The following is a 14688-nucleotide window of genomic DNA, read 5'->3' as shown; positions in this document are numbered from 1 at the left end:
TCACTACCTAGTGGAGTTCCTGTGCGTGTCAGTGTTGTTGCCTTAGGCAAGATCGGGCTGCCGTTGGCGGTCCAGTTCGCGGCCAAGGGTCATCAGGTCGTCGGTGTCGACATCAACGAGAAGTTCGTCGAACTGGTCAACGCCGGCCAAGAGCCGTTCCCGGGTGAGGCCCACCTGGCCGAGCTGCTGGCCGAGACCGTGGCCGACGGCCGCCTGCGGGCGACCACGGACTACGCCGACGCCATCCCCGGCAGCGACGCCGTCGTCGTGGTCGTGCCGCTGTTCGTCGACGAGGAGACCGGCGAGCCGGAGTTCGGCTGGATGGAGAACGCCACCCGGTCGCTGGCCGAGCACCTCAGCCCCGGCACCCTGGTCAGCTACGAGACCACCCTGCCGGTCGGCACCACCCGCAACCGGTGGAAGCCGATGATCGAGGAGATCTCCGGTCTCACCGAGGGCCAGGACTTCCACCTGGTGTTCTCGCCGGAGCGGGTGCTGACCGGCCGCGTCTTCGCGGACCTGCGCAAGTACCCGAAGCTGGTCGGCGGCCTGTCCGAGGAGGGCGCCAAGCGCGCCACCGCGTTCTACGAGGCCGTGCTGGACTTCGACGACCGTCCGGACCTCGAGCGCGGCAACGGCGTCTGGGACCTGGGGTCGGCCGAGGCGGCCGAGCTGGCGAAGCTGGCCGAGACCACCTACCGCGACGTCAACATCGGCCTGGCGAACCAGTTCGCCCGGTTCGCCGGCCAGAACGGCATCGACGTCCACCAGGTCATCGAGGCGTCGAACTCGCAGCCCTACAGCCACATCCACCGGCCCGGTATCGCGGTCGGCGGCCACTGCATCCCGGTCTATCCCCGGCTGTACCTGTGGACCGACCCGGAGGCCACCGTGGTCCGGGCTGCCCGCGAGGCGAACCTCGGCATGCCGGAGTACACCGTCGGCCTGCTCGAGGGCGCGTACGGCGACCTGACCGGAGCCAAGGTGGTCGTGCTCGGCGCGGCGTACCGTGGCGGCGTGAAGGAGACGGCGTTCTCCGGGGTCTTCCCGGCCGTGGAGGCGCTGAAGTCCCGCGGTGCGGAGGTTTCCGTGCACGACCCGCTGTACACCGACGAGGAGCTGCAGCAGCTCGGCTTCACGCCGTACGCGCTGGGCACGCCGGTGGACGCGGCGGTGCTGCAGGCCGACCACTCGGAGTACGCGCAGCTGACCCCGGCCGAGCTGCCGGGTGTCAAGGTGCTCGTCGACGGTCGTGACCGCACCGACCCGGGCCGGTGGGTGGGCGTGCGCCGGATTGTGATCGGAAGGTCGGTCAGCCAGTGACACAGGCCGACCTGCGGGTCGTGATGATCGTCGCCAACGACGTCACCAACGACAGCCGGGTCCGCAAGGAGGCCGCAGCGCTGGCCGAGACCGGAGCAGAGGTGACTGTGCTCGGTGTCTCGGCCAGCGGACTGCCGTCGAGGGAGATGCTCGACGGCGCGCTGATCGTCCGGGTGGCGGTTCCCTTCACACTGCGCGAGGAACGCAAGCGCAGGCGCAAGGCCCGCCGGGACTGGCGGCCGCCGTTCGCCGGCTACCGGTACCGGGGCACGTACGTCGCTCGCGACCAGCGGATCGACGCCGGGTTGCAGGAGCTCAAGGCGGACTCCGGGCATGCCATCGCCGCGGCCAAGGCGGGCAAGGGCAATCCGATCAAGTACAAGCTCGGCGTCGGCGGCCGGCTGCTGCGCCGTTCGCGGTGGCAGGCGGCGCGGAAGGCGACCTGGGTCCGCAAGGGCGTCGGGAACAAGGTCGACGTGCCGTTCAAGTTCGGCTGGCGCGCGTACGACGGCGTGATCCACCGGATGCCCTGGCCGGCACCGTGGCGCAAGCTGCATCCCGAGGCGCTGGACCTGGAGCTCGCGTTCGGTGACCTGATCGACCGGCTCGAGCCCGATGTGGTGCACGCGCACGACATGCACGTGATCGGCGTCGCCTCGCGTGCCGCCGGCCGGGCGAAGCTGCGCGGCAGGGACCTGAAGGTCGTCTACGACGCACACGAGTACGTGGCCGGGCTGTCGCAGTACGGCGCCCGGACCCGCCGCTCGATCGCGGCCTGGGCGAACCACGAGGCGGAGTACATCAACGCCGTGGACCGGGTGGTCACGGTCAGCCCGGCCATCGCGCGCACGCTGACGAAGGATCACCACCTCGACCGCGAGCCGACGGTGATCATGAACACGCCGAACCCGGCGGATGTGTCGGCCGAGGTGTCCGACATCCGCAGCCGGATCGGTCTGGCGTCCGAGGTGCCGCTGCTGGTCTACAGCGGCGGCGTCACCCGGGCCCGTGGCATCCACACCGCGGTCCAGGCTCTGGTGGACCTGCCGGACGTGCACCTGGCCATCGTGTGTGTGCCCGGTGTCGCGACCGACGCGGTCAAGGAGTTGCAGACCCAGGCCGCGGACCTGGGCGTGGAGGACCGGTTGCACTGCCTCGATCCGGTCGAGCCGGACGAGGTGGTCGCGTTCCTGCGCACCGCGGACGTCGGCCTGATCCCGATCCTGCGGTACCCGAGCCACGAGATGGCGCTGCCGAACAAGCTGTTCGAGTACGCCTTCGCCGGGCTGCCGGTGGTGGTCAGCGACATGCCGAGCATGAAGGAGTTCGTCGACCGGACCCGGATCGGCGAGGTGTTCGTCGCGGCGGACGCGCACGACCTGGCGTCGAAGGTGCGGACGGTCCTCGGTGACCTGGACAGCTACCGCGAGAAGGTGGCGGACCCGGGCTACCAGCAGGAGGTCTCCTGGGCCGGGCAGGCCGACAAGCTCCGCGGCCTGTACGGCGAACTGGTCGGCCGCACGCTGGAGCGAGTCCAGCCCGGTGGCCGGGTCGAGAAGAAGCAGAAGCGTCTGCTGATCGGTCCGGTCAACAGTGCCGGTCAGGCCTGGCTGTGGGCGACCGCGCTCGAGCGTGAGGTGCCGGGGCTCGTCGCCGAGTCCCTCACCACGGGCAGTGGCGCGTTCGACTTCCGGGTGCACCGCACCGGGTCGTACCGGCAGTACCGGTCCGATCTGCGGTGGCAGCTGGAGCTCACGGCGTACGTACTGCGCGAGGTCACCCACGTGCTCCTCGAGGCCGGTCGGCCGATGTTCGGGCAGCAGCGCGGGCAGATGTTCAACATCGACATCCCGATCCTGGAGCAGGCCGGCATCAAGCACGGCCTGATCTTCCACGGCTCGGAGATCCGCGACCCGTCGCTGCACCGGGCGAAGTACCAGTATTCGCCGTTCCGCGACCCGGACGACGAGCTGAGCCAGCGGCTGCAGTCGGCGAACGACCTGCTGCGGACTCAGCTGGATGTCTACGAGGGTCCGGTGTACGTCACCACTCCGGACCTGCTGGAGTTCGTCGACAACAGCATCTGGCTGCCGTTGGCCGTCGACGTCGACAAGTTCGCGTCGACCCAGCCGGTGCTGGACCGAGAGGTGCCGGTGGTGCTGCACGCGCCGTCGGCCAGTGCGCTGAAGGGATCGGCGTACGTCGACCCGGTGCTCACCGATCTGGATGCGCGGGGCCTGATCAAGTACCAGCGGGTCCAGGGTCTGCCGCACTCCGAGCTCGCCGAGATGGTGCGCAGCGCGGACATCGTGGTCGACCAGCTGCTGCTCGGGTCGTACGGCGTCTTCGCCTGCGAGGCGATGGCGGCCGGGCGGGTCACCGTCGGGCATGTGGCGGACCCGGTCCGCGACCTGCTGCCGACCGGCCTGCCGATCGTGGAGGCCAACCCGGACGACCTGTCCGAGGTGATCGAGCGGCTGGTCTCCGAGCGCGACCCGGCCCGCAAGATCGCCGATGCCGCGCCGGAGTACGTCCGCGAGCTGCACGACGGCCGCAGGTCGGTCGAGGTGCTGCGGCCCTTCATCACCGGCGAGAGGTGACATGCGGGTTCTGATGATCGCGCAGTCCCCGATCGCCGGGGACTCGCGCATCCTGCGGGAGGCGACCGCGCTGGCCGGCGCGGGGCACACGATCCACATCATCGGCCGCGACGTACCGGACGGCTTCGTGGTCGGGCCGGGCGTCACGGTCGAGTCGGTCTCCCGCTCGGCCGGACTGCGGGCCGGCAACGGCGGCCTCGCGGTCGGGCACGGCCGGAACGGGCCGAAGGTCCTGGTCCAGCGGTTCGGCCGGTGGTTGCTGCTGCCGGAGCACCGCAACCGGACCGAGAAGCAGTGGCGTACCGCCGCGGCCCCGCGAGTGGCCGCGGCAGGGCCGTTCGAGGTCGTGCACGCGCACGACTTCAACACCCTCGAGCTCGCCGCCGAGTACGCCGGGAAGTGGTCGGCCAAGCTGGTGTACGACACGCATGAGCTGTGGTTCGATCGCGCGCTGCCCGGCCGGCCGACGCCGTGGTGGCGGGCGCGGGGGCGGAAGCGCGAGGTTTCCCTTGCTGGTAAGGCGTCCTTCGTCATCACCGTGTCGGACGGGATCGCCGCCCGGTTGCGCGAACGTGGGTTGAGCGACGTTCGCGTCGTACGGAACACGTTCCCGCGGTCGGACGACGTACCGCCGCCGTCGGACGTGCCGGAGGGTTTGCTGTACGCCGGTCGCATCGGTGCGGGTCGTGATCTGCCGACTGTGGTGGCGGCCGCGCGTCAGTTGGCGCCGTTCCGGACCGTGCTGATGGGGTCCGTGGATCCCAACTACCGCTTGGATCTCGGGCCGGTGGAGACCGTGGCGGAACGCTCGATCGACGAGGTCGACGACACGCTCCGGTCGTACGGCATCTCGCTGGTCACGCTCACCAACACCTGCGAGAACCACCGCCTCGCTCTGCCGAACAAGCTCTTCCACGCAGTCCGGGCGGGTGTTCCCGTCGTAGCCGCCGACCTCCCCGAACTGCGCGCAGTGGTCACGGCCCACAAACTCGGCACTCTCTACGAGCCGGGCAATCCGGCCTCCCTCACCGCTGCGGTCCGCGCCTTGGTCGAGAACTACCCGACGTACGCCGACGGAGTCCGCACGGCAGGCACAGACCTCAACTGGGAAACAGATTCAGCCCACCTGGTCGAGGCCTACGCCGAGCTCTGACAACGGGGCCCGGCCAGTGCCGGGACAGGCACGGGAAATACTTCCTGATGAACGGAGCCTTCAGGCGGTGTTCATGTCGGGGTGGGCTGAACCGGTTAGGTTCAAGCGCATGATCACGACGCGTCGGACCCTGCTGAAGGCCGGTGCGCTGGGAGCCGGCCTGGCCGCGACCCCGGGCCTCTCGATCGCCGCCCGGCCGCGGCGCACGAGGGTGCTACTGGCAACGAACGAGCCGTGGGGGACGTACCACGCGCAGCCGCTGCTCGCGGAGGCCAGGCGGCGCGGCTGGGAGCTGGTGCAGCTGGTCCCGGACCGGTCGCAGATCACGCCGACCGATCCGGTTCCGGTGGCGACGTTGGACGACGTACCGCGGGCTGATCTGCTGGTCGTGAACGGCGCTTCGGACTGGCCGGCAGATTGTGCGGCTGCGTTGAAGCGGATGCCGTTGGTGGCCAGTTCGCTCGCGTACCTGAACCCGGTGGAAGCGCCACGGGCCAAGGAGTTCCGCTCGCGGCTGGAGCTGGTGACGGCCGCGTCTCCGGCCGAGTCCGACGTGTTCGCGGCGTACCTGGGCTGGAAGCGGCGGGTGCGCATGGTCGGGTCGCCGCAGACCGACAACCTGCCGGACTACACGCCGCAGGCGGACCGCGTGCTGGTGCTGACGAGCGTGACCCACCCGGATCAGACCGGCAACGCCGCGCCCGGGACGCAACTGCTGCTCGACTCGGCGGCGAAGCTGGAGGCGGCGGGCAAGCACATCGTCGTCGGCCTGCACCCGCGCGAGGACCCGACGCTGTGGGACCAGTACGAGATCAGCGCACTCGGCTCGATCCCGGCCTCGGCCACCGCGGAGTGCGCTGTCGGCATTCCCGGGACCGTGTTCCCGATCGTGGCGGCGGTCGGCGTACCGCTGGTCGGTTGCGTGGACCCGAAGCTCCAGGTCCCGGACTACATCCTTGATGTCTGCTCGTCGACGATCGACAGTCCGGAGCAGGCCGGGGACGCCGTCGAGAACGCGCGCCCGGCGAGCCGGGGTGCCGTCTTCGCCGCCGTCGGGCCCATCGGCGGCTCGGCCCGCCGCCTGTACTCGGCCTGGAACACGGCGACCCGGAGCACGACGCGCAACGTGACTGTTGCGGGCGCTTGACCTCCAGTCGGCTTGAAGTGGTTGCATCCGGCGCATGACTCTCACCGGACTGCACGTTCTCGTCACCGGAGCCGGCCGCGACACCGGCCGGAAGCTCGCTCTCGCCTTCGCGGCGGCCGGGGCCGAAGTACTCGCCACCGCCCGGACCAAGGCCGCGGCGGACGAGACCGTCGACCTCATCCTCGCCGCCGGTGGTACGGCGACCTCCGCCGTCCTCGACCTCGCCGACCCGGCGTCGATCGATGCCCTCCGCATCGACCGCCTCGACATCCTGGTGAACAGCGGCGCCCGCTATCTGGGCGCGGTCGCGAACCCGGCCGACATCGCCGACACGATCGCCGGGGTGGCAACCGGGACCGTACTGCTCACCGAGCGGATGCTGCCGCTGCTCCGAGCCTCCGAACGCCCGGACATCGTCAACCTGGTCTCCGCCACGGGGGAGCCCGGACAGCATCGCTCGGCCGCCCATGCGGCGTACTACGCCGCGAAGCACGCCCAGGCCGGGTACGCCGAGATCCTGTCCGAGCGGCTGCGGCCCGAGGGGATCCGGGTGATCTCGCTGTTCCCACCGGACTTCGTCCAGGACGGCCCGCGAGAGACCGGCGCCACCCTGACCGCGCAATCAGTGGTCGACTGCGTGATGTTCGCGGTCGGTCAGTCGCGCGACTGCTTCATCCGAGCGTTGTACTTCGAGCAGCTAACTCCTCGGCCGTGATGAGATCCGTGTGGGTGCCGCGGGAGCCGCAGGCCCAGGCGCCCGCGATCGATCCGGCGACGGCGGCGTCGTACCAGCTGACGCCGTCGAGCCAGCGGGCCAGGAACGCCGCGACGTAGGCGTCGCCGGCGCCGTTGGTGTCGACGACGGGCCGGTCGGGGAGCTCGATCGCCGGGACGTGCTGTGGCGGCCGGTCGGTGAAGTGCAGGTAGCTGCCGTCGGCCCCGGCCATCGCGACCACGACCCGGGCGCGGCCCTTGGCGAGGATCCAGTCGACCGCGTCCAGGGTGAGCGCGCTGGTCGAGACGAAGACGATGTCCGCGGCGGTGGCGAAATCCTTGTGGTAGTCGTTGCGGCCGTCCCAGTCGTGCAGGTCGGTCGAGATCGAGCAGCCCCAGGCGAGCGCGTCGGGCAGCGCCTGCCGGGCGAAGTCCATGATCGACACGTGGACGTGCTCGGCCTGGGCGCAGCTCGTCCGCCAGAGGTCCGGGTCGACCTGCAGCCCGGCCGGGTGGCGTCCGTCGTACAGCGCCAGGCGCCGGCCGTCGGGCGTGACCAGGTTGACCGAACGCCGCGTGCCGCTGGAGTGGAACGCCACATGCAGCGGCACCCGGAGGTCGTCGTACAGCTTGCGGATCCGGTAGCCCTCTTCGTCGTCGCCGATCACGTCCGCGAGCCCGGTCCGCAGCCCGAGCAGGTGGCATCCGAGCGCGACGCCGTGACCGGTGTGGCCGACGTACGACTCGACCGGCTCGACGTGGATCGTCTCCACGTCGTCCAGGGGCAGCCCGGGCACGCGCACGATCGTGTCGATCCCGACCCCGCCGATCACAAACACATCCAGCTCCACCTGTCCCGTATACCCGACTTTCGCCCACGATCACAGGTGTCTTTCAGGAGCTGAACACACTCATTGCTTGATCGGCGCGCCCGTCTTGGCCTGGAGTTCGTCGAAGGTGACGCCGCCGGCGAGCTCGACCAGCCGCAGACCGTCGTCGGTGATGTCCAGTACGGCGAGGTCGGTGATGATCCGATCGACCACGCCACGCCCGGTGTAGGGCAGGTCGCACTCCTCGAGGATCTTGTGCGAGCCGTCCTTGGCGACGTGTTCCATCAGCACGATCACCTTCTTGGCGCCGTGCACCAGGTCCATCGCGCCGCCCATGCCCTTGACCATCTTGCCGGGGATCATCCAGTTCGACAGGTCGCCCTTGGCCGAGACCTGCATGGCGCCCAGGATGGCCGCGTCGATCGCGCCGCCGCGGATCATCCCGAACGACAGCGACGAGTCGAAGAAGGAGGCGCCCGGCAGCGTCGTCACGGTCTCCTTGCCGGCGTTGATCAGGTCCGGGTCCTCGTCGCCCTCGACCGGGTACGGGCCGACGCCGAGGATGCCGTTCTCGCTCTGCAGGACGACGGTGACGCCGTCCGGGATGTAGTTCGGGACCAGCGTCGGCAGGCCGATGCCCAGGTTCACGTACGAACCGTCCTCGAGCTCGGAGGCGGCGCGGGCGGCCATCTGCTCACGGGTGAGTGGCATCTCAGGCCTCCAGCTTCTCGCGCGCGGCCTCGTAGGCCTCGCGGGGTTGAACGGTGCGCTTCTCGATCCGCTTCTCGATGTTCTTGCCGACAGCAACTACCCGCTGGACGTAGACACCGGGCAGGTGGATCTCGTCCGGGTCCAGCTCACCAGGCTGGACCAGCTCCTCGACCGAGGCGATCGTGATCCGCCCGGCCATCGCTGCCAGCGGGTTGAAGTTGCGCGCGCTCCGGTCGAAGACCAGGTTGCCGTGGGTGTCGCCCTTGAGTGCGTGCACCAGCCCGAAGTCGGTGGTGATCGAGTCCTCCAGCACGTACGTCGTACCGTCGATCTCGCGGGTCTCCTTCGGCTCCGAGGCCTTCGCGACCGAGCCGTCGGGGTTGTACTTCTGCGGCAGCCCCCCATCGGCGACCTGGGTGCCGACCCCGGCCAGGGTGAAGAACGCGGCGATCCCGCAGCCACCGGCCCGCAGCTTCTCGGCCAGGGTGCCCTGCGGGGTCAGCTCGACCTCGAGCTCACCGGTCAGGAACTGCCGGGCGAACTCCTTGTTCTCCCCGACGTACGACGATGTCATCTTGGCGATCCGCTTGTCCGCGAGCAGGATGCCCAGGCCCCAGTCGTCCACGCCGCAGTTGTTCGAGACCACGCTGAGCCCGCTCACCCCCTTGTCGTGCAGGGCGGTGATCAGCTCCATCGGGTTGCCGCACAGCCCGAAGCCGCCGACCGCGAGGCTCGCGCCGTCGCCGATGTCGTCGACCGCGGCCCGCGGTGAGTCGTACGTCTTGTCCATCAGGCTGCTCCGTTGCATGTCTGAGCTGGGTCGTTCCCGACTCTAACCAGCGGGGGACGACTCCCGCGATGTGGCCGCGACCACAGATGTGCCGCCGTACCACCCGGACATGTGGTCGGGTGCTATGCGGATGCCTCGGAGGCGTTCAGTACGGCGAGCTCGTGCAGCGCCTCGAAGTGGGCGTCCTCCAGCTCCGGGAACACGAGGACGGCCGAGAGGTGGGTTCGGGCGGCCGGGAGGTTGCCGCACAGACGGGCGGTCCGGGCCAGGCCTATGCGGGCCGCGGCGGCGGTCTCGGGGAGGTCCGCACGCTCACTGACGTCCAGAGCCTGGCTGTAGTCGTCCCGCGCGTCTTCCAGCTTGCCGAGCCGTCGATAGAGGTCACCGCGCTGACACAGCAGTACGCCGACCTCCTCGTCCAGGCCCAACTGCTCCGCAAGAGCCAGAGACTCCGTGGTGAGGTCCAGAGGCTCGTCCCCGGTCTGCCGGAGCGCGCCGACCGCCAGGAACATCCCCCAGGCGTCGTCGAGCATCCGGAACCGCCCCAGCGCCGTCCGCAGCGCCTGAGCCGCCTCATCCGGGGTCTCCGTCGTCAGGCCCGGATACCCGCGGCAGAGCTCGACGGCGGCCCGCGCCCAGGCGTCACCGCCCTCGTTCCGCTTCAGCACCTCTTCGACCAGCTCGGCCGACTCGAACGGTCCGAACACCAGTGACCAGAGCAGCACGGTCACGGAGTACCGGAAGGGTCCGGTGGTCGCCGCCACGATCTGCTGGGCCAGCTCCAGCTGCTCCTGCTCGGCCGACGCAGCACCGTGCAGCACAGCCAGCAGGTACTCCTCGTCCAGCCCGACCGGCACGCTGCGTCCGAGCATGCTGAGCACCCGCTCCGCGGCCGCAGCGGCCTCGTCCTGGAGCCCGCGCGACCACCAGTAGGCCGAGTACCGCGCGACCAGCCGGAGGGCGGTGCGCAGGTCGCTCTCGCAAGCGCGCTCGATCGCGCTGACGACCTGATCCGCCTCGAGGCTGTGCAGGCCGCCTGAGCCCCCTGAGTTCACGTACCTCATTGTCCCCCGGGGGTGGTAACCCCACGTCACCGGGTCAGAAGCGCAGTACACCCCATCGGTCCGGGAGGTGCATGTCCTCGACGTACTGGGGTGACCAGACCCAGAACTCCAGGTCGGTCCCCTTCACGTACGCCCCGTCGACCACCTCGTGCGGCCACTGGCAGCGCATCAGGTTCATCCGCCACTCGTCGCCCGCGATCGGCGGCGTCGCCCGGCCGGCGTTGTACGACGCCAGGTCGGCCCACGGTACGGCGAGCTCCACCGACCACCCGGTGTCGGTGTCGGACGGGTCGTTGACCGTGCCGTCGACGTGGATCGCGGTGCGCAGGCCCGGCAGGTTCGTCGGGTCCACCGGTATGCCGCCGTCGACGTACGGCTTCGGCAGGGTCAGCTCCCAGATCGTGCCGAGCGGGTTGATCTCGAACTCGTAGTAGTTCTGCCCGTCGCCGTCCGGGTCGAGGAACAGTTCGAAGTTGTTCTCGTGGAAGAGCTTGGTGTTCTTCTCCCGCATCGTCGACCACACGTGCGGCTCCTCGAGCAGCCCGCCGACGTACAGGTACTCGTCGTCGTACATCAGCTTGGCCCGGGACTGGTAGCGCGGCGCCGGGCCGGCTCCCGTGATCGGCACGAAGTCGGTGGTCCACGGCGCGACGTCCCAGGCGGGATCGGTCAGGGTGCCGTCGAGGTTCGGCGCGGCCGGGGTCCGCGGGCAGTCGTAGACGGGCAGGTCAGGCATCAGCACGCTCCAGCAGTCGGGCGACGAGGTTGGCGAGCAGGAAGGTGATCGTGGTGAGTGCCGGGACGATGGCCAGCGTCCACGGCGACGACAGGTTCCCGGACAGGAACGCGATCACGAGGATCAGCATGAACGCGACCCCGAGGAAGGCGATCAGCCGGGCATGCGGCAGTGCGAGCCGGCTGAGGGCGAGACCGCCGAGGACGATGGTCACCACCACGATCAGCACCAGCAGCGGGAAGCCCAGCGGACCGCAGTTCGTGGTGTCGCGGAACCGTTCGCAGCCGCGCTCACTCAGCCACACCAGCCCGACGGTCGCGAAACCGCACAGCAGCCCGACGACCGCGACGATCAGCAGTGGCGGCAACGGCGGGGCGTCGTACCGGTCCTCGTCGTCTTCGGAGCTCATTGCGGCAGGTTATCGGGATCGGACAGCCCCCAGGGAGTGGGCGATCGCATCCCGCACCTCGGCGTCGGTCGGCGTGGGTACGCCGCGCTCGGCGGCGAGCTCGGCCAGCGAGACCATCGTGACGTCGTGCAGCCCGCAACTCGTGAATGTATGAAAGACGTCCATGGCGGGATCCACGTTGACCGAGAACCCGTGGCTGGTCACACCCCGGCGGATCCGCATCCCGATCGAACAGAGCTTGCGGTGGTCCTCGGTCCAGACGCCGACCAGGCTGCTCGCGCCCTTCGGTGTCTCCCGCCGTACCAGCGGGAACCCGAGCGAGCCGAGCGCCTCGATCAACCCGTTCTCGAGCCAGCGCACGATGTCCACCGGTCCACGCTGTTTGAGGTCGATCACCAGATACCCGACCAGTTGCCCGGGCCCGTGGTACGTCGCGAAGCCGCCGCGGTCGACCGCCACCGACGGGATCGCAGCCGCCTCCGCGGGCAGGTCGTCCAGCGAGGTCCGCGGTCCGTACGTGATCACCGGCGGATGGCTGAGCAGGAACAGCCGGTCCTCGGCCTTGCCCTCCACCCGCTCCTCGACCCAGTCGCGCATCTCCTTCGCGGCAACCTCGTAGTCCACTTCGCCCAGATCGACCCGCTGCATCGTCACCCGCCCAGCGTAGGCCGGGGTGACCCGGCACCGGAGAGAGCATGGCACCAGCCCCACTGCCATCGATGGAGGGTGAGTGTCCTATGGAACTCGGAAAGCTCGCGTACGTCGATCCGCGCAAGGTCTGGCGGCACGAAGCTCACGACTTCACTCCCTGGCTGCTGGACAACGCCGACGCTCTGGCCGACGTCCTCGGAATCGATCTCGAACTCACCTCCCACGAACATCCCGTCGGCGGCTTCGCCCTGGACCTCATCGGGCGGGACCTGACCAACGACTGTGTGCTCATCGTGGAGAACCAGTTGACCGGCACCGACCATGCACATCTCGGCCAGATCCTGACGTACGCAGCGGGAACCGACGCGGCCACGATCGTGTGGGTGTCGAGGTCGCTGCGGGACGAGCACCGGCAGGCACTCGACTGGCTGAACAACCTGGCGGGCGACCGAGCCCGGTTCTTCGGTATCGAGCTCCAAGTGGCGCGGATCGGCAACTCGCCGTACGCGCCGCTCTTCCGGTTGAGGGCACAGCCGAACGACTGGCATGCGCAACTGTCGGCCCTCGCGAAGTCGAGCACGCAGGCCTCACTCAGGGGGCAGCTGTACCGAGACTTCTGGTCGCGATTCCTCGAGCGGGTGCACAAGGAGCGTCCGTCCTGGACGAGGGCGAGGATCCCGCAGAACGCCAACTGGATCACCATGCCGGCCCCGGTCAAGGGCGCAGTGATCGGGGTGAACTTCACCCAGAACCAGCAGATCCGCACCGAGTTGTACATCGACTCCGGCGAGGCCAGGACGAACGACGCGATCTTCGCGGCCTTGCACGACCATAAGGACGAGATCGAGGCGCAGTACGGCGCTGAGCTGTCCTGGGAACCGCTGCCGAACCGGCGAGCCTGCCGGATCGCCGTGTACGCCGCCGGCGATGTCGCCCAGGCGGATTCCTATGACGAGTACATCTCTTGGTTCGTCAGCGTGGGAACCAAGTTCCGGGCCGCCTTGGATCCGTACGCTGCCGTGGTCGCCGCAGCCACCGGCAGATCGTCGTAGGGAGTGGCATGGATGCTCCCCAGTTCTCGCGACACAACGTCTCCGGCCTCTACAGCGTTGCACACCTGTTCCAGCAGGGGAAACGCTGCGGTGTCTACATCCTCGAGTTCGGCAACGGGGAGCGGTACGTCGGCCAGGCGGTCGACGTGGTCCGGCGCTTCGGAGCGCACCGGCGGAACCTCGGCGACATCACGTTCCTGGAGTTCTCCCCGTGCAAGCCCGCGGAGCTCAGTGACCTCGAGGTCCGGATGATCCGGCAGCAACGCGCGCGTGGTCACCAGTTGCGCAACATCGTCCACGGCCTGGGTCCCCTCGGCGACTCGGACCTCGATCCGCTCGTCCTCCCGTCGGAGCAGCACGCGTGGCTTACCAGCCCGGTCGAGGAGCCGCCTGCTGACGGCGTACGGGCCGACGACGACGTGCAACGGCACCGGCATCGGGCCAAGTACGAGCAGTTGCGGCGAGAGCCTGCCTTCCCGCTGCTGGCGGAGATCCTCAACTGGTATGTGCCGGTGTGTCTCCCGCAGCCGGCCCGCACCGAGCGGACCTTCTGGGCCCTCAGCGCACTCCCGGGCACGAACCGGACCCGGCAGGCCCACCGGCTGTGCACGCTGTCGGTCAACAAGATGGAAACCTTCTTCCTGGTCGTCGGTGAGGTCGACGGTGAACGGTTCTTCGGCGGCGGGGTCAACCTGTCCTTGCGGACCCTGACCGAACAGGCGGGCGCCCTCAGTTCCCTCAAGCGCCGGCACCAGCACCTCTCCTTCGCACGAACGGCCTACGAGTCGGGCGGCGGCGATGTGGTGTCGATCACCTTCACAGGCATCGAGGCGTACTTCGATCTGTGGGACGTCCCGGGCGCGGTCGACGCGGCCCGGACCATGAACCTCATGCTGATGCGCAAGGGCCCGACGTTCCAGTGGCGATCACACTGCTACGACCTCGCGGACTGGGGCTTCGCCTCGGAAAGTGAGCTGGCGACGCTCTGAACGCACGGCCATTTTCGTATGTCTTTCAGCGTACGTTTCGACGTATGCGATTCGACCGCTACACCGTGACTCTGCTGACGTTGCGACCGGATGCGCCGGTGATGACGGACGACGAGGCGGCCGCGCTGCAGGACAGGCATCTCGCGCACGGCGCCGACCTGCAGGAGCGCGGGCTGATCCTGGCCCGCGGGCCGCTGACCGAGCAGGACGACGAGCGCTACCGCGGCTTCTCGATCTGGTCGGTGGACGCTGCCACTGCCCGCGCGCACGTGGAAGCAGATCCCGCGGTGCTGGCCGGCCGGCTGGCGGTCGACGTCATGACCTGGATGATGCCCGCCGGCAACCTGCGGTTCGCCAAGGTGCGGCCGCCCCGGTCGATCGCCGAGGCATCGGAGGACTGACAACGAAAAAGAGGCCCCTCACCGAGGGACCTCTTCCACGTGGTCGGGCTGACAGGATTTGAACCTGCGACCTCTTCGTCCCGAACGAAGCGCGCTACCAAGCTGCGCCACAGCCCGA

15 protein-coding genes and 1 tRNA gene are annotated in these 14688 nt (G+C 69.2%); 8 read left to right on the top strand and 8 right to left on the bottom strand.

The genetic code is table 11. The annotated features are described in order from the left end of the window. The first annotated feature begins 21 nt into the window (after positions 1–21). The 5 genes from ACGFH6_RS38325 (at position 22) to ACGFH6_RS38305 (ending at position 6938) form a co-directional block, all read left to right on the top strand. Positions 22–1323 (top strand): nucleotide sugar dehydrogenase, encoded by a 1302-nt coding sequence (locus tag ACGFH6_RS38325; protein ID WP_393394548.1) that lies wholly within the window; start codon positions 22–24, stop codon positions 1321–1323. Continuing rightward, positions 1320–3923 (top strand): glycosyltransferase family 4 protein, encoded by a 2604-nt coding sequence (locus ACGFH6_RS38320; RefSeq protein WP_393394545.1) that lies wholly within the window; start codon positions 1320–1322, stop codon positions 3921–3923. Before ACGFH6_RS38325 ends, ACGFH6_RS38320 begins: the two co-directional genes overlap by 4 nt. Position 3924: 1 nt before the next feature. Next, on the top strand, positions 3925–5076 hold the full coding sequence (locus tag ACGFH6_RS38315; RefSeq protein ID WP_393394543.1) for a glycosyltransferase: 1152 nt from the start codon (positions 3925–3927) through the stop codon (positions 5074–5076). A 109-nt stretch (positions 5077–5185) separates the two neighbouring features. Beyond that, complete coding sequence (locus ACGFH6_RS38310) at positions 5186–6223, top strand: hypothetical protein (protein WP_393394540.1); 1038 nt, start codon at positions 5186–5188, stop codon at positions 6221–6223. Positions 6224–6257: 34 nt separating this feature from the next. Then, positions 6258–6938, top strand: a complete 681-nt coding sequence (locus tag ACGFH6_RS38305) for an SDR family NAD(P)-dependent oxidoreductase (RefSeq protein ID WP_393394537.1) — start codon at positions 6258–6260, stop codon at positions 6936–6938. On the opposite strand, the gene ACGFH6_RS38300 is transcribed toward ACGFH6_RS38305, so the two are convergent. The 7 genes from ACGFH6_RS38300 to lipB form a co-directional block, all read right to left on the bottom strand. Beyond that, positions 6895–7788, bottom strand: a complete 894-nt coding sequence (locus tag ACGFH6_RS38300; protein WP_393394534.1) for a carbohydrate kinase family protein — start codon at positions 7786–7788, stop codon at positions 6895–6897. The two genes, ACGFH6_RS38305 and ACGFH6_RS38300, sit on opposite strands and share 44 nt — an antisense overlap. Positions 7789–7848: 60 nt before the next feature. Beyond that, positions 7849–8478 (bottom strand): CoA transferase subunit B, encoded by a 630-nt coding sequence (locus tag ACGFH6_RS38295; protein ID WP_393394531.1) that lies wholly within the window; start codon positions 8476–8478, stop codon positions 7849–7851. Between the two features lies 1 nt (position 8479). Beyond that, entirely contained in the window at positions 8480–9268 is a 789-nt protein-coding gene (locus ACGFH6_RS38290; RefSeq protein WP_393394528.1) for a CoA transferase subunit A, read from the bottom strand. A 122-nt stretch (positions 9269–9390) separates the two neighbouring features. Continuing rightward, positions 9391–10323, bottom strand: a complete 933-nt coding sequence (locus tag ACGFH6_RS38285; RefSeq protein WP_393394525.1) for a tetratricopeptide repeat protein — start codon at positions 10321–10323, stop codon at positions 9391–9393. 43 nt (positions 10324–10366) lie between these two features. Then, a complete protein-coding gene (locus ACGFH6_RS38280; RefSeq protein ID WP_393394522.1) occupies positions 10367–11068 on the bottom strand; it encodes a carbohydrate-binding family 9-like protein in 702 nt (233 codons plus the stop codon). Beyond that, positions 11061–11477: a hypothetical protein gene (locus ACGFH6_RS38275; protein ID WP_360442779.1), complete on the bottom strand. Its 417-nt coding sequence runs from the start codon at positions 11475–11477 to the stop codon at positions 11061–11063. The genes ACGFH6_RS38280 and ACGFH6_RS38275 overlap by 8 nt, the downstream gene beginning before the upstream one ends. A gap of 9 nt (positions 11478–11486) precedes the next feature. Beyond that, positions 11487–12125, bottom strand: a complete 639-nt coding sequence (gene lipB, locus ACGFH6_RS38270; protein ID WP_393395105.1) for a lipoyl(octanoyl) transferase LipB — start codon at positions 12123–12125, stop codon at positions 11487–11489. Between the two features lie 89 nt (positions 12126–12214). Here lipB and ACGFH6_RS38265 point away from each other — a divergent pair, with 89 nt between their 5' ends. The 3 genes from ACGFH6_RS38265 to ACGFH6_RS38255 are packed head-to-tail and all read left to right on the top strand — an operon-like array spanning position 12215 to position 14570. Further along, the gene (locus tag ACGFH6_RS38265; RefSeq protein WP_393394518.1) at positions 12215–13180 is read left to right on the top strand and encodes a DUF4268 domain-containing protein; all 966 of its coding nucleotides are present in this window, start codon (positions 12215–12217) and stop codon (positions 13178–13180) included. A gap of 8 nt (positions 13181–13188) precedes the next feature. After that, entirely contained in the window at positions 13189–14169 is a 981-nt protein-coding gene (locus tag ACGFH6_RS38260) for a GIY-YIG nuclease family protein (protein WP_393394515.1), read from the top strand. Positions 14170–14213: 44 nt separating this feature from the next. Next, complete coding sequence (locus tag ACGFH6_RS38255) at positions 14214–14570, top strand: YciI family protein (RefSeq protein ID WP_393394513.1); 357 nt, start codon at positions 14214–14216, stop codon at positions 14568–14570. A gap of 40 nt (positions 14571–14610) precedes the next feature. Here the strand turns inward: ACGFH6_RS38255 and ACGFH6_RS38250 are convergent. After that, positions 14611–14687, bottom strand: a tRNA-Pro gene (locus ACGFH6_RS38250). Position 14688 lies beyond the last annotated feature (1 nt).

Source organism: Kribbella sp. NPDC049227, from assembly GCF_043197265.1.
In the GTDB taxonomy this organism is placed as follows: domain Bacteria; phylum Actinomycetota; class Actinomycetes; order Propionibacteriales; family Kribbellaceae; genus Kribbella.
This window is presented reverse-complemented; position numbering and strand designations above follow the sequence as displayed.